The organism is Microbacterium sp. C-MGS6, from assembly GCF_058140415.1.
In genome coordinates this window covers 3,234,004-3,258,843 of the sequence record NZ_CM176934.1, presented here as the reverse complement: position 1 = coordinate 3,258,843, position 24,840 = coordinate 3,234,004, and the positions used below count along the sequence as shown (strand labels likewise).

The 24,840-nt window shown below is 70.4% G+C and carries 20 protein-coding genes; 7 read left to right on the top strand and 13 right to left on the bottom strand.

Annotation, left to right across the window (positions count from 1 at the left end):
• From AC3B5L_RS16100 to AC3B5L_RS16085, 4 genes are read right to left on the bottom strand one after another with little or no spacing between them, the layout of a single operon-like run.
• Complete coding sequence (locus AC3B5L_RS16100) at nt 1–3,201, bottom strand: GH92 family glycosyl hydrolase (RefSeq protein ID WP_490095982.1); 3,201 nt, start codon at nt 3,199–3,201, stop codon at nt 1–3.
• On the bottom strand, nt 3,198–4,130 hold the full coding sequence (locus tag AC3B5L_RS16095; protein ID WP_490095981.1) for a carbohydrate ABC transporter permease: 933 nt from the start codon (nt 4,128–4,130) through the stop codon (nt 3,198–3,200). Before AC3B5L_RS16095 ends, AC3B5L_RS16100 begins: the two co-directional genes overlap by 4 nt.
• Entirely contained in the window at nt 4,127–5,014 is an 888-nt protein-coding gene (locus AC3B5L_RS16090) for a carbohydrate ABC transporter permease (RefSeq protein WP_060922295.1), read from the bottom strand. The genes AC3B5L_RS16095 and AC3B5L_RS16090 overlap by 4 nt, the downstream gene beginning before the upstream one ends.
• A 41-nt stretch (nt 5,015–5,055) precedes the next feature.
• Complete coding sequence (locus tag AC3B5L_RS16085; protein WP_280564516.1) at nt 5,056–6,357, bottom strand: ABC transporter substrate-binding protein; 1,302 nt, start codon at nt 6,355–6,357, stop codon at nt 5,056–5,058.
• Between the two features lie 178 nt (nt 6,358–6,535).
• Here AC3B5L_RS16085 and AC3B5L_RS16080 point away from each other — a divergent pair, with 178 nt between their 5' ends.
• A complete protein-coding gene (locus AC3B5L_RS16080) occupies nt 6,536–7,840 on the top strand; it encodes a glycoside hydrolase 5 family protein (RefSeq protein ID WP_280564518.1) in 1,305 nt (434 codons plus the stop codon).
• A gap of 78 nt (nt 7,841–7,918) precedes the next feature.
• Here the strand turns inward: AC3B5L_RS16080 and AC3B5L_RS16075 are convergent, their stop codons facing one another.
• The gene (locus tag AC3B5L_RS16075; RefSeq protein WP_187662622.1) at nt 7,919–8,944 is read right to left on the bottom strand and encodes a LacI family DNA-binding transcriptional regulator; all 1,026 of its coding nucleotides are present in this window, start codon (nt 8,942–8,944) and stop codon (nt 7,919–7,921) included.
• A gap of 134 nt (nt 8,945–9,078) precedes the next feature.
• On the opposite strand from AC3B5L_RS16075, the gene AC3B5L_RS16070 reads away from it, so the two are divergent.
• Nucleotides 9,079–12,093, top strand: coding sequence for an alpha-mannosidase (locus AC3B5L_RS16070; protein WP_490095980.1), 3,015 nt, complete (start codon nt 9,079–9,081; stop codon nt 12,091–12,093).
• Between the two features lie 75 nt (nt 12,094–12,168).
• On the opposite strand, the gene AC3B5L_RS16065 is transcribed toward AC3B5L_RS16070, so the two are convergent.
• From AC3B5L_RS16065 to AC3B5L_RS16045, 5 genes are all read right to left on the bottom strand, one after another.
• Nucleotides 12,169–12,942, bottom strand: coding sequence for a hypothetical protein (locus AC3B5L_RS16065; RefSeq protein WP_363446263.1), 774 nt, complete (start codon nt 12,940–12,942; stop codon nt 12,169–12,171).
• A 4-nt stretch (nt 12,943–12,946) separates the two neighbouring features.
• The gene (locus AC3B5L_RS16060) at nt 12,947–14,074 is read right to left on the bottom strand and encodes a hypothetical protein (RefSeq protein ID WP_363446265.1); all 1,128 of its coding nucleotides are present in this window, start codon (nt 14,072–14,074) and stop codon (nt 12,947–12,949) included.
• A complete protein-coding gene (locus AC3B5L_RS16055; protein WP_363446267.1) occupies nt 14,071–14,367 on the bottom strand; it encodes a hypothetical protein in 297 nt (98 codons plus the stop codon). The genes AC3B5L_RS16060 and AC3B5L_RS16055 overlap by 4 nt, the downstream gene beginning before the upstream one ends.
• Nucleotides 14,364–14,621 (bottom strand): SAV_915 family protein, encoded by a 258-nt coding sequence (locus AC3B5L_RS16050; protein ID WP_490095979.1) that lies wholly within the window; start codon nt 14,619–14,621, stop codon nt 14,364–14,366. Before AC3B5L_RS16050 ends, AC3B5L_RS16055 begins: the two co-directional genes overlap by 4 nt.
• Before the next feature lie 130 nt (nt 14,622–14,751).
• Nucleotides 14,752–15,339: a hypothetical protein gene (locus AC3B5L_RS16045; RefSeq protein ID WP_490095978.1), complete on the bottom strand. Its 588-nt coding sequence runs from the start codon at nt 15,337–15,339 to the stop codon at nt 14,752–14,754.
• A gap of 121 nt (nt 15,340–15,460) precedes the next feature.
• Between AC3B5L_RS16045 and AC3B5L_RS16040 the strand changes: the two genes are divergently transcribed.
• Together AC3B5L_RS16040 and AC3B5L_RS16035 are read left to right on the top strand one after the other, a co-directional pair.
• Nucleotides 15,461–16,690 carry a glycosyltransferase gene (locus AC3B5L_RS16040; RefSeq protein WP_232089256.1) on the top strand — a complete coding sequence of 410 codons (1,230 nt, stop codon included), beginning with the start codon at nt 15,461–15,463 and terminating at the stop codon, nt 16,688–16,690.
• A 5-nt stretch (nt 16,691–16,695) separates the two neighbouring features.
• Nucleotides 16,696–17,922 carry a glycosyltransferase gene (locus AC3B5L_RS16035; RefSeq protein ID WP_280564554.1) on the top strand — a complete coding sequence of 409 codons (1,227 nt, stop codon included), beginning with the start codon at nt 16,696–16,698 and terminating at the stop codon, nt 17,920–17,922.
• Nucleotides 17,923–17,926: 4 nt separating this feature from the next.
• Here the strand turns inward: AC3B5L_RS16035 and AC3B5L_RS16030 are convergent, their stop codons facing one another.
• Nucleotides 17,927–18,523, bottom strand: a complete 597-nt coding sequence (locus AC3B5L_RS16030) for a hypothetical protein (RefSeq protein ID WP_259953813.1) — start codon at nt 18,521–18,523, stop codon at nt 17,927–17,929.
• Nucleotides 18,524–18,560: 37 nt separating this feature from the next.
• Nucleotides 18,561–18,722, bottom strand: a complete 162-nt coding sequence (locus AC3B5L_RS16025; RefSeq protein WP_259953815.1) for a hypothetical protein — start codon at nt 18,720–18,722, stop codon at nt 18,561–18,563.
• Nucleotides 18,723–18,808: 86 nt separating this feature from the next.
• Here AC3B5L_RS16025 and AC3B5L_RS16020 point away from each other — a divergent pair, with 86 nt between their 5' ends.
• Entirely contained in the window at nt 18,809–19,777 is a 969-nt protein-coding gene (locus AC3B5L_RS16020) for a GlxA family transcriptional regulator (protein ID WP_280564527.1), read from the top strand.
• 723 nt (nt 19,778–20,500) lie between these two features.
• Here the strand turns inward: AC3B5L_RS16020 and AC3B5L_RS16015 are convergent.
• Nucleotides 20,501–21,199: an NRDE family protein gene (locus tag AC3B5L_RS16015; RefSeq protein ID WP_280564529.1), complete on the bottom strand. Its 699-nt coding sequence runs from the start codon at nt 21,197–21,199 to the stop codon at nt 20,501–20,503.
• A gap of 93 nt (nt 21,200–21,292) precedes the next feature.
• Here AC3B5L_RS16015 and coaBC point away from each other — a divergent pair, with 93 nt between their 5' ends.
• Nucleotides 21,293–22,492 carry a bifunctional phosphopantothenoylcysteine decarboxylase/phosphopantothenate--cysteine ligase CoaBC gene (gene coaBC / locus AC3B5L_RS16010; RefSeq protein ID WP_280564531.1) on the top strand — a complete coding sequence of 400 codons (1,200 nt, stop codon included), beginning with the start codon at nt 21,293–21,295 and terminating at the stop codon, nt 22,490–22,492.
• An 85-nt stretch (nt 22,493–22,577) separates the two neighbouring features.
• On the top strand, nt 22,578–24,788 hold the full coding sequence (locus AC3B5L_RS16005) for an ATP-dependent Clp protease ATP-binding subunit (RefSeq protein WP_490095977.1): 2,211 nt from the start codon (nt 22,578–22,580) through the stop codon (nt 24,786–24,788).
• The last annotated feature ends 52 nt before the right edge of the window (nt 24,789–24,840 follow it).

Below are 24,840 nucleotides of genomic sequence, written 5' to 3'. Positions count from 1 at the left end.
TCAGCTCAGGTCGAAGAGCTCGATCTGACGGAGCGTGACCTCGACCGTCGCCCGCACGCGGACGGCCGAGGTCACGACCGGCATCTCCAGAGTGAACGGCGTCGTCCGGTCGGGAGCCAGGTCTTCGCGGTGTCTGGTGGCGAGGGGATGCCAGGCTCCATCGGCACCCTCCATCTCCCAGCGCAGCGCATTGGCCGCCGTGGGCCCGAGGCTCGTGACGGTGATGTCGGTGAGGCCGCGGGGTGAGGGGAATCGCCAGCCCACCCACGAGCCTTCCGGCAGCCGGACGCCCGCGTCGCCCTGCGGATCGCCGTCGTCGAACAGCCGTGGCGCATCGAGGACATCCGCGGAGGCGACGGCCTCTCCCTCTCCGCCCGTGAGATCGCGGTGCCACGGCTCCGCGTCGAGCGCGTCCTCCCCGCTCTCCAACGCGCGCGCCGGGTCCGTGCCGAACACCAGGTCGAGCACCGCGTCCCCCCGAAGCGCGTCGATCGGCAGATCGGCGGTGGGGAGAGGGCGTCCGTCCAGCCGGGCGTCCTCCAGCACGTGCGCGGCGGGGGAGCTCCGTCGCGAGCGGATGCGCAGCGACGAGCCGTCCCCGCGTGCGACCCGGATGTCGTCGGACAGCGGGGACCCGATCCGCAGAGTCCCCGCCGCGAGTTCCAGGGGATAGAGGCCGAGCGCGGCCCAGAGCCACCAGGCGCTCATCTCTCCGTTGTCCTCGTCGCCGGGGAACCCCTGGCCGATGTGGGCACCGGCGAAGAGGCGGCGCGCGAGGCCGTGCACGAGGCCCGCGCTGTGCCACGGCCGGTCCGTGAAGGCGTACATGAAGGGGATGTGGTGCGCCGGCTGATTCGACAGCGCGCACATGCCCGACCGCTGGGCGCGGGCTTCGCGCTGCTCGTGGATGACGGTGCCGTACGCACCGCCGAAGCGCTCGTCGGCGGTCTCGGGCTCGGCGAAGAGGGCGTCGAGGTGCCGACCGAGTCCCGCAGGGCCGCCGTGAAGCGCGGCGAGGCCCGGCCCGTCGTGCACCGTGCCCACGGACATCCCCCACGCGTTCGTCTCGACGTTGTCGCCGCCCCAGACGCGAGGATCGAAATCCGGTGCGAAGGACCCGTCCGCCGTGCGACCGCGGAAGAATCCGGAGGCAGGATCGAACAGGGCGCGCGCCGCGCGGGAGCGGTTCGCGAAGTACCGTGCGAAGGCCCGGCAGCGCGCGGCGTCGTCCGCCGCCGTCGACGCCGCGAGCTGGGCGGCGAACCGGCCGAGGGCGGCATCGCTCACGGCGTTCTCGATGCTCCAGCTCATCCCCTCCGGCACGTCGGACGGGATGAAGCCGAGGAAGCGACCGCGGCCGATGCCCTTGCGACCCCGTCGCGGATCCGGGCCCGGCTCGCACGCGTCGCGCCACCCGCTCTCGAACGCCGTCTCGCGGTCGAAGGGCACCTCCCAACGCGCGGCGTCGGCGAAGATCTGGTCGCTGGAGGTCCCGACCATGCTGTCCACATACCCGGGGGCGCTCCACCGCGCCATCCAGCCGCCGCGGCGATACTGCATGAGCTGTCCGTCCAGCAGGCGTCCGGCCAGCGCGGGGTCGAGGAGCGCGAGCGCGGGCCACTCGGTGCGGTACGTGTCCCAATAGCCGTTGTTGACGACGAGTTCGCCTTCCGCGACCGGCGCCCCCGTGGCCGACTCGCCGAAGGCGGTCCGCGGGGCGAACACGTCGGCGAAGCGCCACGCCGGTGCCTCCGCGGTGCCCGTGTTCTCCGCCGCCGTGTTCGGATACAGATGCATACGGTGGAGCGCGGCGGCGATCCGGGCGCGCTGCTCCTCGTCGGCCAGGCCGCGGAACGGGCGCTCGGCCTCGGGGAGCGGGGGGATCGTCACGCGCCCGAGCAGGCGGTTCCACGCGGCGGCCGCGCGGGCGCGGAGCTCGTCGAAGGGGACGGCGGGAGGTGCCTCGAGGGCGAGGCTGTGCCGAGCCTGCGCGACGGAGAGGAACGAGACCCCGACCCGCACCTCGACAGCGCCCACGGCGCGGACGAAGCCCGCGACCCGGGCACGCCCGTCGTCGTCGAGGGCGCCGTGCGCGGCGTTCGACGCGCTGTGCACGGTCCCGGCGAAGTAGCAGCGTGGCGCGTTCCCCCAGTCCTCTGGACCCTCGGGGATCCACCCCTCGAAGCCGGTGTCGGTGAAGGTGAGCAGCCCCTCGTTCGTGAGCTGATCGATCACGAAACCCACGGCGGCGCGCGGATCGTCGCACCGCACGCGGAAGGCCGCGGTGTGCGAGGTCGCGGTCATCTCGACATGCACGCCGTCGCCGAGGTCGGCGGTGTACTCGTGCGGGCGGGCGCGTTCGCTTCCCTCGACGATCCACCGGCGTCGATCCTCCCTGGCCGACCGTGCTGTGCCGAAGAACGGCATGAGCTGAAGAACCGCGCGATCGCCGATCCACGGGCTGGGCTGGTGCGAGAACTGCAGGGCTTCGAGACGCCGTCCCTGCGGATCGTCATGCACGAACGGACGGTAGGGCCAGCGTGCGTCCGCGGCGTCGGTCGCCGGCGTGACGAAGGTGAACCCGTGCGGCACGGCGACCGCCGGGACCGTGTTCCCGCGGGAGAAGCGGGGGCCGGAATGGGAGCCGCGCCGGGTGTCGACCCGCTCGACGGGTGGGAGGTCGCCGGGGGCCGGGCGCTCCTCGACGAGGACCTGCACGAAACCGGTGACCTCGGTGGGTACATCCGGCGTGGTCGCCAGCTCGGCCGTGCCGAAGACGAGCTCGACCATGCCCGTCCCGGTGCCGAGGGGTGCGAGGGCGACGCTGTCGGCGTTCCACTGCTCAGGCATGCTCCACCGCGCGGCGAACTGCCCCTCGGCCGTGAGGGGGAAGTCGTAGCGGTCGCGGACGGCGGCGATGTCGCTCAGCCGGCTGCCGTCGGCGGTCCGCACGTCGACGGTGACCGCGAGCGCGGCCCAGGGGGCGAGGGTCGCGGCGGGGCCGTCGGCGTAGAACGCCCAGTGCAGCACGGTGTCCGGGGTGAGGGCGATGCCGTCGAGGCCGGGGACGTCGATCCGCTGCGCCCCGCGGGAGGGGTCGAACGTGTAGGCGTAGACGGGGCCGGGGAGCACCCCGGCGTGTGGGCGCGACGACGGGGGATCCGCGGGACCGGAGGCCGGGCGGAGCAGCGGCGCGCTCACCCCTTCAGTGCACCCTCCTGCACGCCCTTGAAGAAGAAGCGCTGCGTGAACGAGAACATGATGACGATCGGCACGAGCGCGATCATGGTGCCGGCGGCGATGAGTCGCGGATCGACCGAGAAGCTGCTGTTGAGGTAGGCCATGCCGACGGTCAGGGTGTACTTGGCCGGGTCGGAGAGCACGATGAGCGGCCAGAGGTAGTCGTCCCACGCGCCGATGAAGGCGAAGATCGCCACGACCGAGACCATGCCGCGGATGTTCGGCCACACGATGTGCCGGATGCGCTGCCACGTGGTCGCACCGTCGACGGTGGCCGCGTCGAGCACGTCCTTCGGGATCATCCGGCACGCGGTGGCGACGAGCAGCACGTTCATGGCGCTGATCGCTCCGGGCAGGAACACGCCCCACAGGGTGTCGGCGAGCCCGAGAGCGCGGATGGTGAGGAAGTTGCTCGTCACGGTGACCTCGCCGGGGAACAGCAGCGTGGACAGCAGGATGCCCATGACGACCCACTTGCCGCGGAAGCGCATGCAGCCCAGGGAGTAGCCGGCGAACGTGGCCAGGATCACGTTGCTGAGCACGGTGCCGAGCGAGACGAGCAGCGAGTGCCAGGCGTAGAGGTAGACGGGGACGATGTCGGCGACCCTCGTGTAGTTCTGCAACGTCGGATCGCGGGGGATGAGCTCGGGCGGGAACGAGTAGATGTTCTCCTGCGGGCCCTTGAACGACGTGGAGAGCTGCCAGACGAAGGGGCCGATGACGAGGAACAGGACGAACAGCAGCAGCGCGTACCTGCCGATGAGTCCGCCGAGCGTGGGCTTGCTGAAGTCGCCGGAGCCGCGGCGGCGGAAGATGCGCTCGCGACCAGGCCGCGGGGCCTCCTCCGCAGGCGGGGTGCTCTCCACCGGGGGCGTCGTCAGAGTCGTCATGCGGAGACCTTCGCCTTCTTCTCGCGGTTCATGAACGCGATCGCCGCGAGCGGCACGAGCGTGAGGAGGAACAGCGCCACGCTGATCGCGGACGCGTAGCCGATGTTGCCGTTCAGGCCCGAGCCCACCTGGCGGATGAGCATCACGAGCGACATGTCGTAGCCGCCGGGGCCGCCCGTGCTCTTGGACAGCACGTCCAGCTCGGCGAACACCCGCATGGCGGACACCGCGATGAGCACGGCGATGAGGAGCATCGCCCCGCGCACCGACGGGATCGTGACGGAGAGGAAGCGGCGGAACGAGCTCGCACCGTCGAGCATCGCGGCCTCGTGCAGCTCCTTGCCCACGTTCCCCAGGGCGGCGAGGTACACCACCATGTAGTAGCCCAGGCCCTTCCACACGGTCAGCAGGATCGCGCAGCCGAGCAGCAGCCAGCGGTCGACGAGGAAGGCCATCGGCTGGTCGATGAGGCCGAGGAACTCCAGGGTCTGGTTGATGATGCCCCGGCTGTCGAAAAGCCACGTCCAGATGAGCGCGACCACGACGACCGACGCGATCACGGGGAAGTAGAACGTGGTGCGGAAGAACGAGATGCCGGGGAGCTTCTTCTGCACGAGGAGGGCGAGGAGCAGCGGGAGGACCGTGAGCAGCGGCACGCACACGACCACGTAGATGAGGCAGGTGGTCAGCGCGTTCCAGAACATCTCGTCGCCGAACATGCGCTCGTAGTTGGCGCCGCCGACGAACTCGGGGGTCCGCAGGGGGCGAGCATCCGTGAAGCTGAGGACGACGGTGTTGAGGAACGGCCAGAGCGCGAACACCAGCACCCAGATCACGGCGGGGGCGAGGAGCAGCCACGGGGTGAACCACTTGTGGGATCTCATCGTCGACCTCCGCTGCCGGGTGCCGGTGTCCGCGCGCATGGTCACTGGTCCACGCGGTTCGCGTTGGCGTACTCGACGATCTTGTCGAGCTGCGCCTTGGCGTCGGCCTCGCCGTTCACGGCCAGGGCGATCTGCTGGGTCATGTAGGTGGCCATGTCCGAGGTCCACTGGAACGGCAGGGCCTTGGCGTCCTTCATCGCGCCGAACACGGTGTCGATCGCCGCGAGCTGCTTCTCGTCGGTGACCGAGGAGGCGATGTTCTCGACGACCTGGTCGCCGCCGTCGGCCGTGCCGGGGGCGGTGCCGACCGCGAGGGAGGAGAATGCGACCTGGTTCTCCTCGTTCGTGGCGAACTCGGCGAACGCGAGAGCCGCTTCCTTGTTGTCGGAGTCGGCGGAGACGTTGAGGCCCTGGACGTAGAGCGGGGCGACGCCGAGGCGCGGGGTGGCGACGGTGTTCTCCAGGAGCGCCGGGGCGTCCTTCTGCAGATCGGTCGTGAACCCGGTGCCGCCGGTGGTGAAGGCGACCTTCTCCTGGATGTAGGCCTCCGCGTTCCCGCCGTAGTCGCCGGTGAGTGCTTCGGCGGGCATCGCGCCCGCGGCGTAGGCGTCGGCGTACTGCTCGATGATCGCGGCCGCCTCGTCGGTGTTGAAGTCGAACTCGCCCTCGTCGTTGATGACCTCCATGCCGGCGGCGGTGAAGGTGTCCAGCGCCGGGATCGAGGAGAGGAGCTGGACCTTGCCGCCGGACTCCGTGGCGACGTCCTTCGCGAGCGTGAGCAGCTCGTCGACCGTCGTCGGCAGGTTCTCCTCGGTGACGCCGTACGGGGCGAGCTGGGCGAGGTTCCACCAGGACGCGTCGCTGGAGAGGTACCAGGGAAGGCCGTATGTGCCCTCGACGCCGGGGTACTGGCTGTAGGCGTCCCAGGCGCCGGCGTTGTAGGTCGACTTCAGGTCGGGATCCGCGGTGTCCAGGTCGACGAGCTTCCCGGCGGCGACGAGCGGGTAGGCGATGTCCGGCGGCAGGTTCAGCACGTCGGGGAGGGTGTCGGCGTTCGCCTGGCTCAGGATCTTCTCCTGGTAGCCGTCGCCGGGCTGGTCGAGCCACTCCACGGTCACGTCCGGGTGCTCCTCCTCGAAGGCCGCGATGAGGTCTTCGAAGTAGGGGGTGAACTTCTCGTTCTTCAGTGACCAGGTCTGGAACTGGATGGTTCCGCTGAGCTCGCCGGAGGTGTCGATGGGGCCGGCGCCGTCCGAGGCGGCACCGCCTCCGGTGCAGCTCACGAGCGCCAGGGCGCCGATCGTGAAGGTTGCCAGAGCGACAATGCGTGCGGGAACTTTCATCGTGCTTCTTCCTCGAGGCGGGCGATTCGGCGTGGTCCGACGAAAGGACTACAGCGCTTTAGCAGATGAAACCATCGGATCCGGTCGGTGTCAAGGTGGGCGCTATCGACGCTGTTGCTCAAGCGTTATAGTGGTGCGACATGTCCTCGTGGGAGGGCACGGTCCGAAAGGTGCACACATGACGCAGCGCGGCGCTCTCGACGCTCCTCTCCGTTTCGGGGCGAACTACACGCCGTCGAAGGACTGGATGCACTCCTGGCTCGACTTCACGCCGGACGACGTGCGTCGCGACTTCGCGGCCCTCGCCGCGCTCGGCCTCGACCATGTGCGGGTGTTCCCGCTCTGGACCGTCCTGCAGCCCAACCGCACCCTCATCCGCTCGAAGGCGATCGACGACGTGCGCACCATGGTCGACATCGCCGCCGAGTTCGGGATGGACGTGAGCGTCGACGTCATCCAGGGGCACCTGTCGAGCTTCGACTTCGTCCCTTCGTGGCTGTACACCTGGCACGACCGGAACATGTTCACCGATCCGACGGCCCTCGACGGTCAGGTGCAGCTCGTGGAGCGGCTCGCCGGTGCCCTGCGGGACGCCCCGAACTTCCTCGGGCTCACGCTCGGCAACGAGACGAATCAGTTCTCCGCGCACACCCACCCCTCGCCGTGGCCGGTCACGACCGACGAGGCGGGCGGCTGGATCGAGGCGCTGCTCGCCGCGGCGGAACGGGGCGCCCCGGGGCTGCCGCACGTGCACAGCGAGTACGACGCGGTCTGGTACATGGACGACCACGGGTTCACGCCGGCGCATGCCTCCCGGCTCGGCGCGATGACGACCATCCACTCCTGGATCTTCAACGGCACGGCGCAGCGCTACGGAGGTCGCTCGATCGCCGCCGACCGCCACGCGGAGTACCTCATCGAGCTCTCCCGCGCGTTCGCGACCGATCCCGACCGTCCGATCTGGCTACAGGAGGTCGGCGCCCCCTCGAACTGCCTCGACGAGAGCGAGATGCCCGGCTTCCTCGAGGCCACCGTGCGTTCGGCCCTCCGCACCGAGAACCTCTGGGGCGTGACGTGGTGGTGCTCGCACGACGTGAGTCGGGAGCTCGCCGACTTCCCGGAGCTCGAGTACTCCCTGGGGCTCATCGATCAGGAGGGCGCGGCGAAGCCCCTCGGCCGCCGGTTCGCGGAGCTCATCCCCGAGCTGCGCACCCGCACCGCGGCTCCGGCCCGCCCGACGGCGATCGTGGTGGACGTCGACGAGCAGGAGGTGCCGGTGAGCCGGGCGGCCCTGAGCCCCGGCGGTGCGGTCTTCCAGGCCTGGGTCGACGCCTGCGCCGCGGGCGAGGACCCCGCCCTGGTGACCTCCCGCACCGCGCAGGACCCCGCGGCGCTGGAGTCGCGCGGCATCCGCCGTCTCATCCACCCCGCCCCGTCCGCGTCCGACGTCACCCGCTACGCCTCCGTCAACACCGTCGTCTGACGCCGAGACCCCGGGTTGTCGTCGAGACCCCGGGGTGCGCGCGGCGATAGCCCGGGGTATGGGCGGGGAGGCGGGGCCTCAGCGGGGCGGTGGCGCGGTGCTCTCGCGGGCGGTGAGCACGGGGGTCGGGCCCTGGACGCTCGGCAGCGTGGTGCCGGCCTCGATCTGCTGCAGCAGGAGCGTGGCCGCCTGCTCGCCGAGCTCGAACGTGTCGCGGGTCATGGCGGTGATCGACGGGTTGATGAGGCCCGCGATGACGGAGTCGTCGAACGACGCGAGTGAGACGTCGCGCGGAACCGCCCGGCCCATCTCCTGCGCCACCCGGAGGCCGGCGACGGCCATCACATCGTTGTCGTAGACGATCGCGGTCGGGCGCTGCCGGCCGGAGAGCTGCGCGCGGGTGACCGCGGAGGCGCGGGCGGGGGAGAAGTCGGTCGTGATGACCTCGCCGGAGACGCCGTCCGCCGCCATCCGCTCCAGCACCTCGGCGCGCAGACGGGTGTGCTCCAGCTCCGCCGGGCCCGCGACGTAGGCGATACGGGTGTGGCCGAGGGCGGCGAGGTAGGAGAAGAGCGTCTCCGCGACGGCGTCGTCGCCGATCCAGACGCTGGGCACCGCGCCGTCCGGGGACGGCTTCGAGCCGATCATCACGGCGCGGGCGTCCAGGGCCATGATGCGCTCGCCGCGGGGGTCGTCGTCGCGCGGGTCGATGAGGATGATGCCGTCGACCTGATTCGACGACCGCCACTGCCGATGCACCTCCATCTCCTCGTCGATGTCGGCGACGAGGCGGAGCTGCAGCCCGACCTTGCTCTCGGAGAGCCGGGACTCGATGCCGGCGATGAGGTCGGTGAAGAAGGCCTCGGAGCCGAGGGAGCGTGCCGGGCGGGCGAGGGCGAACCCGACCGCGTTGGCCCGGGCGCCGACGAGGGCGCGGGCAGCGGAGCTCGGCTGCCAGTGGTGCTCTTCGATGATGGAGAGGATGCGCTGCCGCGTCTCCTCGCTCACACCGGGACGACCGTTGAGGGCGAACGAGACGGCGCCGGGGGAGACGCCGGCCATGCGCGCGATGTCCGCGATCGTCACGCGTTTCCCCGGGGCCATAGGCATCACCCTACTTGATCGGTTTAGCCTCTCGTAAGCACGGGAACGGTACCGTAGACTCCCGTGCTAGATCGTTTTAGTAAACGGCGAGCATCGAACCCCTTCCCTCACCGTCGAGCCCGGAGAACCCCCACATGCATGACGACACCTCGCTCACCGTCGGCCGCGTCAAGCGGGTCCTCGAAGAGCGCATCCGCCCCGCCATCCACTCGGCCGCGGTTCCCCTCACGGTCGAGGCGCACCAGCTCCCCGGAGAGCCCATCGCCCCGACGGAGGGCCTGGCGCTCCCGTTCGCCCCGGCCGCGGTCGGCGAGCTGTGGGGTCCGGCCTGGGGCACCACCTGGTTCAAGCTCACCGGTCGGGTGCCCGCGGAATGGGCCGGCCGCCGCGTCGAGGCGCTCCTCGACCTGGGCTTCGACGTGAACATGACGGGGTTCCAGTGCGAGGCCCTCGCCTACCGCCCCGACGGCACGCCGATCAAGAGCGTCAACCCGCGCAACCAGTGGGTCCCGATCGCCGAGAGCGCCGCGGGTGACGAGGCCGTCGAGATCTACCTGGAGGGCGCGTCCAACCCCGTCCTCCTCGACTACCACCCCTTCCTGCCGACGCAGGAGGGCGACATCCTCACCTCCTCGAAGGAACCGCTGTACCGGCTGCGGCGCCTCGACCTCGCGGTGTTCGAGCCCGAGGTGTTCGATCTGTCCCTCGACCTCGAGGTGCTGTTCGAGCTGCAGGCGGAGCTCCCCGCCACGTCGCCGCGCCGCATGCGCATCCTGCAGGCCCTGGACGACGCACTCGACGTGCTCGACCTGCAGCACATCGTGGAGACCGCCGGTGACGCGCGGGCCCGGCTCGCCGACGTCCTCGCCGCTCCGGCCGAAGCGAGTGCGCACCGGATCTCGGCCGTCGGCCACGCGCATATCGACTCGGCCTGGCTGTGGCCGGTGCGCGAGACGATCCGCAAGGTCGCCCGCACGACCTCGTCCATGACCACGCTCATCGAGGAGCAGCCCGACTTCCAGTACGGCATGTCCAGTGCGCAGCAGTACGCCTGGATCAAGGAGCACCGCCCCGAGGTGTGGGAGCGGGTCAAGGCCGCCGTCGCCGCCGGACGTTTCCTGCCCCTCGGCGGCATGTGGGTCGAGTCCGACACCGTCATGCCGACGGGCGAGTCGCTCGTGCGGCAGTTCTCGCACGGGCAGCGGTTCTTCGAGCGCGAGTTCGGCATCCGGTCGAAGGGGGTGTGGCTGCCGGACAGCTTCGGCTATTCGCCGGCCCTCCCGCAGCTCATGCGCCGTGCCGGTTTCGAGTGGTTCTTCACGCAGAAGATCTCCTGGAATCAGCAGAACGTGTTCCCGCACCACTCCTTCCTCTGGGAGGGCATCGACGGCTCGCAGGTGTTCACGCACTTCCCGTCGATGGACACCTACAACTCGCAGCTCAGCGGCATGGAGGTCGCGAAGGCCTCTCGTCAGTTCAAGGAGAACCGCCTCAGCTCGCGGTCGATCGCCCCGGTCGGCTGGGGTGATGGCGGCGGCGGCACGACGCGCGAGATGACGGGCAAGGCCGAGAGGCTGCGCGACCTCGAGGGCAGCGCGCAGGTCGTGTGGGAGCACCCCGACGTGTTCTTCGACGTCGCCAAGGCCGAGCTGCCGAACCCCGCCGTGTGGGTCGGCGAGCTCTACCTCGAACTGCACCGCGGCACGCTTACCAGCCAGCACGCCACGAAGGCCCTGCACCGCTGGGCAGAGCACGCGCTGGTGGAGGCCGAGCTGTGGGCGGCGACCGACGCCGTGCGCACCGGCGCCGCGTACCCGCAGGCCGAGCTCGACCGGCTCTGGCAGGCCGTGCTGCTGCACGAGTTCCACGACATCCTGCCCGGAACATCGATCGCGTGGGTGCACCGCGAGGCCGTCGCCGTGCTGTCGGACGTGCTGTCGGATGCGCGCGACATCGCCGATGCCGCGCGCCGGTCGCTCGCCGGCGAGGGCGACCGCGAGCTGCTGTTCGAGCCGACCTCGGTCGGTCGGGGACGCGCGCTCGGCGCCTCGTGGGTCCCTGAGCCCGTCGAAGGGGCGGTCTCGCTCGTCGAGGACGCTTCGGCAGGCTCAGCGGTCCACCCGGGCTGGCGCCTGGAGAACGAGCTCGTGTCCGTGCTCGTCTCGGGCGAGGGCCTGATCGTCTCCGCCGTCGACAAGGCCACCGGCCGCGACGCCGTCGCCCCGGGCAAGGCCGCGAACCTGTTCCAGCTGCACCAGGACTTCCCGAACATGTGGGACGCGTGGGACATCGACCGGTACTACCGCAACAGCGTCGACGACCTCACCGCGGTCTCGTCGATCGAGGCATCGCTCGTGAACGGTGTCGCGCAGATCGTCGTCGTGCGTCCGTTCTCGGAGTCGACGATCACGCAGACGATCACACTCGCCCCGGGCTCGAGGACCGTGCACCTCCGCAACGAGGTCGACTGGCACGAGACCGAGAAGCTGCTCAAGCTCGCCTTCCCGCTCGACATCCAGGCGTCGCACACCGAAGCCGAGACGCAGTTCGGCTACCAGGCGCGCGTCACCCACACGAACACGAGCTGGGAGGCGGCGAAGTTCGAGACGTCGATGCACCGCTTCGTGCTGGTGCGCGAGCAGGACTTCGGCGCGGCCCTCGTGAACGACTCGATCTACGGGTACGACACGACGCGCGAGGTGGGCGAGGACGGGGTCACCACGACCGTGCGACTCTCCCTGCTGCGGGCGCCGCGGTTCCCCGACCCGGACACGGATCACGGGCTCCACGAGATCGAGGTCGGCTTCGTGATCGGCGCCGACGCCGCGATCGCCACGGTCGAGGGCATCCGCCTCAACAGCGTGCCCACGGTGATCCGCGGCACGCGCGAGGTCGAGCCGCTGGTGGAGGTGTCGGGTGAGGGGATCGTCGTCTCGGCCGTGAAGCTCGCCGACGACGGCTCCGGCGACGTCATCGTGCGGGTGTACGAGGCGCTCGGGCGTCGTGCGGTCGGCGAGCTCTCGGTCGGCTTCGACCACCGCGAGGTGCGCGAGGTGAGCCTGATCGAGGACGAGATCGAGACGCCCCGTCTCGGGGGCGGGCTCCACCTCCGCCCCTTCGAGGTCCGCACCCTCCGCATCGCCCGCTGAGCCCCGGCCTCCTCGCGCCCGGCGCTCCGTGCCGGATCAGAAACGCGCCTCCCCGCCCTTCGGGAGGCGCGTTTCTCATCCCGCCGGGCGGGATCGGTGCGCGTCCTCGACGGTGCGCATCGCCGCGACGCCGTCGACCAGCGCAGGCCGCTGATCGGGGGCGTCGCGGAAGAAGGAGACGACGGAGGCCACGGCTGCCGGGTCAGACCCTAGGTGATGCGCATCGAGGATCACGGGGGCGCGTCCGGCGATCGAGATCGCCAGCTTCGGCCCGTGTGGGCCGACAGGCGTGGTGGTGCCGATCTCCTCCCAGGAGGCATCGACCCGGGCAGATCTGCGGACTCCGTGCAGGCCCCTCTCGTCGAGTACGAGACCCAGCGGCTGGCCCTGCGCGAGGACTTCCCGGCCGAGGCCGACGAGCGAGACGACGGCGAGCACGTACGGGCCCCATTCGAGAAGCCGACCGCCCATCGTCGGAAGGTCCAGGGCCTGAACGAGGAAGGCCGCCGCTGCGGGAAGCAAACCCGTCAGGGGAACGAGCCATGAGGAGATGCGGACGCCCGTGGACGGCGTGAATCGCAGCGGGCCGCTTGCCTCGATTCGGATCAGGCGTTCGCGCAAGGACCGCACCCAGAACCAGAGTGCCACCGCGAGCATCCCGGCGTAGAGAGCGAGTGCGATCAGGATGAGGCGGAAGCCTGGACGGGTATCCATGATCGCCAGCAGCAGGGGCAGCAGAGGAAGGATGCCGACGAGCCCGAGCGCCGCAGACGGGAAGCGGCCGTTCGGGTGGACCGATCGTGAGCCGTCGACGATGCGCGGGGACCGCGCGACAGTGTTCATCGGCATCCGATCAGCCTGCCAACTGGGGTGGCTGCCAGAAACGGGTGCCGTCCTCAAGCCATGCGTCGATCGACTCGCGCGCGTCGATCGGCACCCATGCCTCCCACGCCCAGGTCGCTGCAGACCCGACCGCCACGGATGCAACGACCGCGCCGCCGATCACCCATCCAACCGGCCCCCCGGCCGCCGCGATGGCTCCGCCGGTCACCGCGCCGCCAGCTGCTCCACCGACTGCCCCGGCGATTTGCGAGGATCCGGAGTCCCCGTCCGCGATCGCCGCGCCGATGGTCACGATGTCGATCGCCGGTCCGACGAGCGGGATGATCTTGCCGACGCGGCTCACCTGCTCGACATGTTCCAGTAGCTCTACCGCACCCTCGCGAAGCGCGCGAGGATTGGCCGCCTCTGCCGCCGCTTGCGTTGCAGGGTTACCGGAACGGAGCTGATCAGTGAAAGTGTCGGCGTCATCCTGCATCTGTTGAGCGAGCGAGCGCCAGTCCGCCAAGTCGCGCTCGGTGCGTACATCGGCCGTCTCGAGCGCCGCATCGACCACCGTCTTATTCGCGTCGGTGGACGTCAACTCATCGACAAGTCCATCAAGTGGTGAAAGATCTTCCAGACGGGCAATGAGTGGAGCGAAGTTCTCAGCTCGCCATGTCTCGAGCTCGCCCCACCACGTGCCCACGCGGGCCGCCAGGTCGTTGTACGTCGCGACGCGCGAAAGAAAGGCATCCCACTCCGCCGTTGCCGCGGGGTCGGCGTCGGGGGCGGGACACACCTTTAGATGTGTTGTCGGTTCCAATACGACTTTGCCGTGTACCGTGAGGCCGCGTTGAGCCGCCTGTTCCAGATAGGAGTCAAAGTCCTCGCGCCCGCGATCAAGTCGGTTCGCGTATGCATTTACGACAGGAGCGGCGTCGCCGAGGTACGTCATCGCTGGACTGGATCGGTTCCTCACCGAAGTGGCGGTGCGCTGAAACGCGCTGCCTGCCTCCCCGCGGAGGTAGTTCTCGCTTTGGCTCGCGACGTAGGCGAGTTCCAGATCGACTTCGACGAGTGACGACTTCATGCGAGACATCCAGTCGCCCAGCGTGCGAATGGATGGCGGGTCGCCGGGGATGTGCAGATCAATGCTCATGACGGGTCCAGCTCCTCTTCGATATCCCGGATCTCGTCCGCCATCTCCTCGTTGGAAAGGGTCATGTCATTGAGGACGTCGTGTGTGATGGCTGACAGTGCGCGCGTCGCATCATTGGCGACTCCAGCCGCTTCCGCCCCGGCAGACGCGATCAAGGCGATGATCGACGTCGCAATACCAGCGTCCGGAGCAGGCGGAAACTCGCCGAGTGCGCTGTCGGACTCATCGACGCGGGCGACGACTTCCTTCAGTCGGAGTTCCATGCCGTCGCGGTCCATGTAGATGTCGGTCATCCGATTCGACCGTCCGGTCGCAGCGAGGCGGGGACGGGGGCATCGAACGCCACCACGTCGAACGGTTGCACACGCTTCACGCGGCCGAGATCCGGCGTCGCGAGCATCACCCACTGTTGCCGTTCTCCGCAGCACTCTGCCAGCCGATCGAGCGCCGTGTATGCCAGTAGTCCCATCCGGCCGTCCGTAAGTGGGTGCACAGCGAATCTCTGCCCCTGGCCATCGGGAAGATCGGTCACCGGCAGGTACAGCACTGGCGGGACGATCGTGCCTGCGACCGGTTCCCTCTGTCCACTCATCCACATCTTGGTCCCGCCTGGGTCGCGGATTCGCTCCGATCATATTCGGACGTCAGATAATCCGGTGGCCGATCGGTATCCGCTGTCAGGCGGGCGGGAGGCGGAGGACCTCGGGCGACTCGCCGCCGGTGAGGTCGTCGGCGATGCGGAGGCTGCCGGCGAGGTCGTCGAGCGCACCGATGAGCGTGCCGAAGCGTTCGCGGTCGCTGCAGACGGCCGTCAACGTCACCAGGTGCGTGCCGGTGTCCCAGGTGTAGGTCGCGAAGGGCGGGGCCGAGGGGGAGGGCGGCGTCGGGACCACGAGCTTCTCGCCCACGCCGAGCCGGGTCGGGAAGGAGGTCGTGTCGTCGTACTCCATCGGCATCGACGCGCGGGCGATCCGGATGTCGGGCGTGAGCGCCTGCACCGTCGCCATCGCCACGACGAGGTCCGGCTCCGCCTTCCAGGTCCACGCGAGCACTCGCCCGTCGGCTTTCTTCATGAGCATCGGGGCGGCCTGGCTCATCGCCCAGGCTCCGAACCGCGAGCCGGGCCGTTCCGTCGCGCCGACCGCGGCGTTCACCTGACCGAGCAGCATCCGGATCGCGGCCTTGCGATGCCGGCGCCCCTTCCACCCGAGCGAGTCCGTCACGGGGATCCACAGCTGGGGGTCGGCGTCGGCGTGCAGTCGCATGGCTTCACGGTATCGGCCCAGGCTGAAGGATGCCGGTATGGCTCGGCGTCGCGGACAGGGCCCTCGGGTAGAGTTGCCACCGCCCGACCAGGGCTTCTCCTTGGCCGCCACCCCGTTAGGCATCTCTGTGACCTCCTCCGACGATCCGATCGATGCGTCGCGCGACGCCACCGCCGCACAGCCCCGTCCGCTGAAGATCCTCCTCGGCTGTGACACGTTCGCTCCCGACATCAACGGTGCCGCCCGCTTCGCCGAGCGTCTCGCCGCCGGGCTCGTGCAGCGCGGGCACGAGGTGCACGTCGTCGCCCCCAACCAGGCGTACCGCCGCACCGCGCCCCGCACCGAGGTGATCGAGGGGGAGCCGATGACGCTCCACCGCCTGCCCTCTGTGCGCTGGGCGCCGCACGACTGGCTGCGCTTCGTGTGGCCGTGGCGCTCCAAGCACTACGCACGGAAGGTGCTCGATGCCGTACAGCCCGACGTCGTGCACATCCAGTCCCACATCGTGATCGGGCGTGGACTCGCCCGCATCGCGAAGCAGCGCGGCATCCCGGTCATCGCGACGAACCACGTCATGGCCGAGAACATCCTCGACCACACGACCATGCCGAAGTTCGTCGACGACATGGTGCTCAAGTTCGCCTGGGCCGACGCGAAGCGCACCTTCGACCTGACGCGGGCGATCACCACGCCCACGCGTCGGGCCGCCGACTTCCTGGAGAAGACGGTCGAGGTGCGCGGCGTCATCCCGGTGAGCTGCGGCATCGACCGCTCCCAGTACACCCCGGTCATCGCCCCGCGCGAGGAGAACCGGCTCGTGTTCGTGGGCCGGCTGACGGCGGAGAAGCAGGTCGAGGTCATCCTCAAGGCGATGACGAAGCTCGACCCGGCGCTGAACACGACGTTCGACATCGTCGGCGGCGGAGACCAGCGCAAGCAGCTCGAGAGCCTGACGGCACAGCTCGGCCTGTCCGATCGAGTGACCTTCCACGGCCGGACCACCGACGAGGAGCTGCGGGCGCTGCTGTCCCGCGCGAGCCTCTTCGTCATCGCGTCGATCGCCGAGCTGCAGTCCATCGCGACGATGGAGGCCATGGCATCGGCGCTGCCGATCGTCGCCGCCGACGCCGTCGCCCTGCCCCACCTCGTGCACGACGGCGAGAACGGCCACCTCTTCACGCCGGGAGACGTCGACGAGCTCGCCGCGAAGCTCACCGCTGTTTTGACCGCCTCCCCCGGCGAGTACGAGCGGATGCAGAAGGCGTCCCTCGACGGCGTGGCCATCCACGACATCAACCGCACGCTCGACACCTTCGAGGCGCTGTACCGCGACGAGCCGCTGCCCGAGTGACGCGGATGCACGTCGTCTTCTTCGCCGATCAGCACCTCGACTCCCTCGGCGGGGCGCAGGTGTCGATGCGGCTGCAGCGGACGTTCCTGGAGCGCGCCGGCCATACCGTGACGGTCGTCGCGCCCCGTATGCACGCACGGCGTGACGACGCTGCATCGTCCCCCGGGAACGTCGACCTCCCGTCGCTGCCGATCACCCTGGACCGGGAGTACGCGATGACCTGGCCGGGTCGGGCGACCGATCGGGCCCTTGACCGGGCGATGGCGCATCGGCCTCCGGTCGACCTCGTGCACGTGCAGGCCGACTTCTGGGGCGCCTTCATCGGTCACCGGTTCGCCGCCCGCCATGGAATCCCGGTCGTGCACACGATGCACAACCGGGTCGACGTGGGGCTCGCCGCGGTCACGCCGCTGCACCGGCCCGTGCTCGCTGTGCTCAACCTCTGGCGCCGCACCGCCCTCCGAGGCATCGGTGTGCCGGTCGGCGGCAGCGACGGGTGGTCGTACCTCCGCGGGCTCGCGGCGGACGCCGCCGCCGTGACGGCGCCTTCCGGGCATTTCGCGCGGCGACTGGAGCAGAACGGCGTCGCCCGCACCGTCGACGTGGTGTGGAACGGCATCGACGACGACGTCCGCGCGCAGACGCTCGCGGCGGCTCCCGTCGAGCGGATGCCGGGGCGTCCTCGGTTCGTCTGGCTCGGGCGGATGAGTCCGGAGAAGCGCCTGCTCCCGTTCCTCCGCGCCTGGGTGGACGCGGACATCGACGCCGACCTCGAGGTGATCGGCGGCGGCGGAGAGCGGGCGGCGGCCGAACGGATCGTCGCGGGGCGTGCGGGCGTGCGGTTCGCCGGGCGCCTCTCCTATGCGCAGACCCTGGAGCGGATCGCCGCCGCCGATGCGCTCGTGCAGACGTCCATCGGATTCGAGACCCAGGGGATGACGCCGTTCGAGGCGGCCACCCTCGGCACGCCCTCCGTCGTGTGCGACCCCGACATCGCCGCTGAGCTTCAGGGCGGGCTCTGGGCTGTGCCGACGGCGGAGCCGCACGCCCGCGGACGCGCCCTCGAGGCGCAACGGATCGAGGCCCTCGCCGCGACGCTTCGGCAGGCGGCCGCGGACATCGCGCACGGGACCGCGCCGCAGCCGGTACCGGCCGTCGCGGAGGCCTTCCGCCAGTCCTCGCGGACGGCCGCCATGATCGAGGTCTACGAGCGGGTGCTCTCCGGAGCCTGAGCGCTCACAGGAAGCCGTAGAAGTTCGACGAGAGCCAGCTCAGCACGACCGTCAGCAGACCGGCGCCGGAGACACCGATGGCGATCCCCGCGAGCAGCCGCGGTCCCGGCCGCCGTGCCGCGATGAGGCCGAGCACGAGCGCCGCCCCGTAGCCGATGAAGGTGAGGATGCCCGATCCCCCCTCGATCAGTCCGATCATGCTGTAGGTCCGGTCCGACATGTAGACGAACGGCCGCGCGAGGATGAGGAACACGTCGATCGCCAGCGTCACCAGCGCGACGATGAAGGCGGCGCGCCCGAGGGAGTCGCCGGGAGTGCGCGGCACCGGCGGACCGTAGAGCGGGACGCCCTGCGCCGATCCGGGGGCGGATCCCGGCGCGGTCGGGTACGGCTGAGGGGTGGCGGTGGGGAAGGCCTGAGGGACAGCAGCGGTGGGGAACACGTGCCCGCCGCCCGGCGTCGGCGCGTAGGGGGCCCCGGGGGCGGGGGCCTGGGCACCGGGGTACTGCGGCTCGGCCGGAAGCGGAGGAGGGGTCGGGACTGCGGCCGGGTCGCCGGCACCGTCGCGCGAGGGGTGTGCGGGCTGCTGGGGGTCGCTCATGCCCCGAGCGTAGCCCCCCTCGCGGACGGCCGGGACGTCAGCGGTAGACGTGGCCGGGGTCGGCCTGCGACAGGGCGTCCTGTCCGGTGACGCGGCTCCAGTCCGTGGGGGTGCGACGGTAGCCGTCGCGCCGCAGTTCGACGAACGTGGCGATGATCGCCCAGATGCTGAGGGCGAGGAGGAGGATAAGGAGTAGCATGGCAGAAAAGCTACGCTCGGTGTTATGCTGCCACGAGTGGCGGATCGGGCACTGTTCGTAGGAAAACTGCCATTCCGGGAGATGTGATGAAGACCGTCGCGTGCGTGGTGCAGGACGGCTTCGCGCCGTTCGAGTTCGGGGTCGCCTGCGAGGCGTTCGGTCTGGACCGGTCGTCCGACGGGGTGCCGAACTTCGACTTCCGCATCGTCGCCCCACGGCCCGGGGTCGTGCGCTCCAAGATCGGCTTCTCCATCAACGTGGAGCATGATCTGTCCTTCGCCGCGGAGGCCGACCTCGTCGTGTTCTGCCCGGTGCCCCGGGAGACTTGGGGCGACATCGATCCGCTCCTCGTCGAGGTCGCCCGCGAAGCGGTGGCGCGCGGAGCCTGGGTGATGAGCGTGTGCAGCGGCTCGTTCATCCTCGCGGCGGCCGGAGTGCTGGACGGGCGGCGCGCCACGACGCACTGGATGTACGCGCACACGATGGCGGACATGTACCCCGACATCGACATCGATCCTGACGTGCTCTTCGTCCAGGACGGCCGCATCATCACCAGCGCGGGCACTGCCGCGGGCATCGACGCCTGCCTACACCTGCTGCGACAGGAGCTCGGGGCGGAGATCACCAACCGGATCGCGCGTCGGATGGTCGTGCCGCCGCAGCGCGACGGGGGTCAGGCGCAGTTCATCGATCGGCCCATCCCGGTCGCACCCACGGACTCGTTCGCCGCGGTGGCCGACTGGGCGGTGGAGAACCTCCGTGACGAGTTGACGGTCGACCAGCTCGCGGCGCGGGCGCTCATGTCGCCGCGGACCTTCGCGCGCCGCTTCAAAGCCGAGTACGGGGCGACCCCCGCCGCGTGGCTCGGGCGGCAGCGGATCATCCAGGCCCAGCGTCTCCTCGAGCGCACCGACCTTCCGCTCGAGCACATCGCGACCGACTGCGGCTTCGGTTCCGCGGCCGTCCTGCGGCAGAACTTCGCCCGCGTGCTGGGCGTGACCCCCACCGCCTACCGCGCCCGCTTCTCCTGCGCCACCGCCGTCCCTGCCGCCTGACCGCCTCCCCCTCCCGCTGCGCCCGCGCCGGACCCGTCCCGCGGGCCCGCACCGGCCCCGCCAACGTGCGGGATCGATAGCGCCCGCTAGCGGACCGTGTCCGGGACCTTTTCCGTCCCCACATCCGTCCCCGCGTCCGTCCCCGGTGCCGTTCGGGATCAAGAACGCGCGGGGCGTGGACCGTCCCGGGGCCTTTTCCGTCCCGCTACCAGCCGCGTCCGTCCCGCGTCCGTTCTCCGCTGCCGTTCGGGATCAAGAACGCGCGGGCGTGGACCGTCCCCGGGGCCGTTTCCGTCCCGCTACCAGCCGCGTCCGTTCTCCGCTGCCGTTCGGGATCAAGAACGCGCTGGAGTGAGCCGCGTCCGGAGCGGTTTCCGTTCCGCTTCCGCGTCTGTCGAGCGGGATCAAGACTGCGCGCGCGGGGGTGGCATTCGGAGCTCTTTCCGTCCCGCTCCGTTGCGCCCCACTCCGGCCCGAGCCGCCGGGGGTGGGCATTGTGCGCTCCGCAGTGGATCTCCTCGGACCGGCCGGCAGGCTAGCTGCATCGACGCGGGATCAGAATGGCTCCGCGGAATGGCAGACCGGGTGCGTTTTTGATCCCGCGCGAGAAGTGACGGGCGGGCGGGATCAGAATGGCTCCGCAGAAGGGGCTGGGAGGTGCGTTTTTGATCCCGCGCGGGGATCGCGGGGCGGGACGGGACGGGATCGGGAAGCGAGGAGGGGTCAGTGCCAGTGGGCGGGGGAGGGGAGGGTGACGTCGCGGACGTCGACCCCGGTGGGCGTGACCGTGGCGACCGCGTAGAGGAGGGACTGCGTCGGGTAGCCGTGCGGGCGGTTGTCACGGATGATGGCGCGGTCGTCTTCCGGGGGCAGGGCGGCGGAGGCTCCGAGGAGCGCGGTCCACTCGGTCGCCCAGTCGGCGCTCGCCGCGGCGGGTCCCAGCGCGCGGAACTCCGGGAGCCAGGCGGCGATGCGCGGGGTCTCCTCGTCGTCGAGGTCGTCGTGGGCGATCATGTGCGTCCCGGGCTCGATGGGTGTGTCCCGCAGCCCGGCACCGTCCCAGGAGAGCACCCGGGCGCCGTCCGGCCCGACCTCGAGCAGATTGAAGCCGCGCATCCGCGGCGCGCCCTGCGGGGAGCGGCCGGTGACCGCGGCGAGCGGAAGGGTGCCGCGGGAGACGGCCGCGCCCGCCGAGAGGTCCTGCACGTCGGCGCGGTTGAGGAGCACGGCGAGGCGTCGTTCCACGGGGTTCACGGCGAGCCAGGCCCCACCGGCCCGCCGGTCACGGATGCCGATCACCCCCGGATACTCCTCGGGCCACCACTCGCCCAGGGCATCCCACTCCCGAGCCGGGTCCTCGTCGCGGACGGCCAGCAGCCGCGCGGATCCCGCGGTCTCGACATCGATCACCACCGTGCACACGCTTCCGAGTCTAGGTCGGTCGAGGCGGGCGGGACCCGCGACGAATCCGTGCGCGATGACCCGGGCGTCCGGACCCTGGGGCAGAATCGAGGCGTGAACATCGTCGTCGGAGTCACGGGCGGCATCGCCGCGTACAAGACGGTGCACCTCGTGCGCCTGCTCACGAAGGCCGGTCATGAGGTGACCGTGGTGCCCACCGAGGACGCGCTGCGCTTCGTGGGCCTGCCGACCTGGGAGGCCCTGAGTCGGCACCCGGTGACGACGAGCGTGCATGAGGACGTTGCCCGCGTCCGGCACGTCGCCCTGGGCCAGGGAGCGGACCTCATCGTGATCGCCCCGGCGACGGCGAACTCGCTCGCGAAGATGGCCGCGGGGCTGGCCGACGACCTCCTCGGCACGACGCTGCTCGCGACCGAGGCGCCCGTGCTCGTCGCGCCCGCGATGCACGCGGAGATGTGGCGGAACGCGGCCACGCAGGCGAACATGGCGACGCTCCGGGAACGCGGCGTGCACGTGGTCGGACCGGCCGACGGCGAGCTGGCCGGCGGTGACAGCGGACCCGGTCGCATGGTCGAGCCGGAGGAGATCCTGGCGGCGGCCCAGGCGCTGCTGACACCGGGCGACCTGGCAGGCGTGCGGGTCGTCGTCTCGGCAGGCGGGACGCGGGAGCCCATCGATCCGGTGCGCTTCCTCGGCAACCGGAGCAGCGGGCGCCAGGGGGTCGCGCTCGCGGCGGAGGCGGCGGCGCGCGGCGCGGAGGTGGCGCTCGTCGCGGCGAACGTCTCCGGGGACGTGCTCGCGGAGGCCCGCCACCCGCACGTCCGGATCGTCCGGGTCGGCACGGCCGCGGAGCTGTCCGCGGCGATGAAGGAGGAGTCCGCGGCGGCCGACGTCGTGCTGATGGCGGCGGCCGTGGCCGACTATCGACCGGTCGAGGTCTCCGCGCGCAAGCTCACCAAGGACCGCGGCGGGGTCGGCACCATCGAGCTCGTCGAGAACGAGGACATCGTCGCCGCGCTCGTCGAGAAGCGAGGCGCGGGACAGCTCATCGTCGCGTTCGCGGCGGAGACGCCCGAGGATGAGGCGGAGATGCTCGCCCGCGCCCGCGGCAAGCAGGAGCGCAAGGGGGTCGACCTGCTGGTGGTGAACGAGGTCGGCTGGGAGCAGGGGTTCGAGCGCGGCGAGAACGCCGTGCACATACTCGGGCCCGGCGGGGTCGTGGCGCGGACCGCGGCGGGGAGCAAGCGCGAGGTGGCGGCGGCCGTCTGGGACGAGGTCGCCCGCGAGAGGTGAGGGGCGGTGGAGTCGCGCACCGCCGAATGCTAAACTTGAGTCAACCAAACTCAACTTTCAGAAGGAGCATCTCCAGGAGGAGCGCATGACCACCCCGCAGACCGGATCCCCGAACCAGGAACAGCAGTCCGCCCTCGAGCAGTTCGGCATCAACCTGACCGACCGCGCCCGCGAGGGCAAGCTCGACCCCGTCATCGGACGGGACAGTGAGATCCGGCGTGTCAGCCAGGTGCTCACTCGTCGCACCAAGAACAACCCGGTGCTGATCGGCGAGCCCGGCGTCGGCAAGACGGCGGTGGTCGAAGGGCTCGCGCAGCGCATCGTCGCGGGCGACGTCGCGGAGTCCCTCAAGGACAAGGAGCTCGTCTCGCTCGACATCTCCGCCCTCGTCGCGGGCGCCATGTACCGCGGCCAGTTCGAGGAGCGCCTGAAGCAGGTCCTCAAGGAGATCACCGAGTCGGACGGCCAGGTCATCACGTTCATCGACGAGCTGCACGTGCTCATGGGTGCGGGCGGCGGCGAGGGCTCGGTCGCGGCGTCGAACATGCTCAAGCCGATGCTGGCCCGCGGCGAGCTGCGGCTCATCGGCGCCACCACGCTCAACGAGTACCGCGAGTTCATCGAGAAGGACGCCGCCCTCGAGCGCCGCTTCCAGCAGGTGTACGTCGGCGAACCGACCGTCGAGGACACGATCGCGATCCTCCGCGGGCTCAAGGGCCGCTACGAGGCGCACCACGGAGTGACCATCTCCGACAGCGCCCTCGTGGCCGCGGCCTCCCTCTCCAACCGCTACCTGCCCGCGCGGCAGCTCCCGGACAAGGCCATCGACCTGATCGACGAGTCGATGTCGCGCCTGAAGATGGAGATCGACTCCTCTCCGGTCGAGATCGACCAGCTCAAGCGCCAGGTCGACCGGCTGAAGCTGGAGGAGCTCGCGCTCAAGCGGGAGAAGGACGCCGCGTCCAAGGAGCGCCTCGGCACCCTGCGCGAGAACCTCGTCGAACTCGAGAAGGAGCTCGCCGGACTCGAAGCCCGGTGGGCGCGGGAACGGCAGGGTCTCAACCGCGTCGGTGAGCTGAAGAAGCAGCTCGACGACGCGATCACCCAGCGCGACCTCGCCATGCGCAACGCCGACTACACGAAGGCGTCGAAGCTGGAGTACGAGACGATCAAGCGCCTGGAGCGTGACATCGCGGAGGCGGAGCAGGCCGAGGCCACCGCCTCGAGCGAGCCGCGTATGGTGAATGAGCAGGTCACCGAGGAGGACATCGCGGCCGTGATCGCGGCCTGGACGGGCATCCCGGTCGGGCGGCTGCTGCAGGGGGAGAGCGAGAAGCTGCTGCACCTGGAGAACGAGCTCGGCAAGCGCCTCATCGGCCAGAAGGATGCCGTCAAGGCGGTGTCCGACGCCGTGCGCCGCTCGCGCGCGGGCATCAGCGATCCCGGTCGTCCCACGGGCTCGTTCCTCTTCCTCGGACCGACCGGTGTCGGCAAGACCGAGCTGGCCAAGGCGCTCGCGCAGTTCCTCTTCGACGACGAGCACGCCATGGTGCGCATCGACATGTCGGAGTACGGCGAGAAGCACTCGGTCTCCCGGCTCGTCGGCGCCCCTCCCGGGTATGTCGGCTACGAGCAGGGCGGTCAGCTCACCGAGGCCGTGCGGCGTCGTCCCTACAGCGTGATCCTGCTCGACGAGGTCGAGAAGGCGCACCCCGAGGTGTTCGACGTGCTGCTGCAGGTGCTCGACGACGGGCGGCTGACCGACGGGCAGGGGCGCACGGTCGACTTCTCGAACGTGATCCTCATCCTGACCTCCAACCTGGGCTCGCCGATCCTCATCGACCCCGTGCCCTCCGTGGAGGAGAAGCGGGAGCAGGTGATGGCGCTCGTGCGCCAGGCGTTCCGGCCCGAGTTCCTGAACCGTCTCGATGACATCGTGATGTTCCAGGCGCTCACCGAGGACGACCTCGCGCAGATCGTGGAGCTGTCGGTCGACCAGCTGCACGACCGGCTGCGCGACCGTCGCCTCACGCTGGCGGTCACTCCTGGGGCGCGGTCGTGGCTGGCCGAGCGCGGTTACGACCCGGTGTTCGGCGCCCGCCCGCTGCGTCGCCTCATCCAGACCGAGGTGCAGAACAAGCTCGCGACCGCCCTCCTCTCGGGTGGCGTGCACGACGGCGACACCGTCCGCGTGGACGTGGCGGCCGACGGTACGGGCCTCGTGCTCACGGCGACGACCCCCGAGCCGGAGGTCGAGGACGACGACGTGATCGAGGCGGAGCTGCTCGACGACTGATCCCGACCGGCACACAGCGAGAAGGCCCGGTATGCGCGACGCATACCGGGCC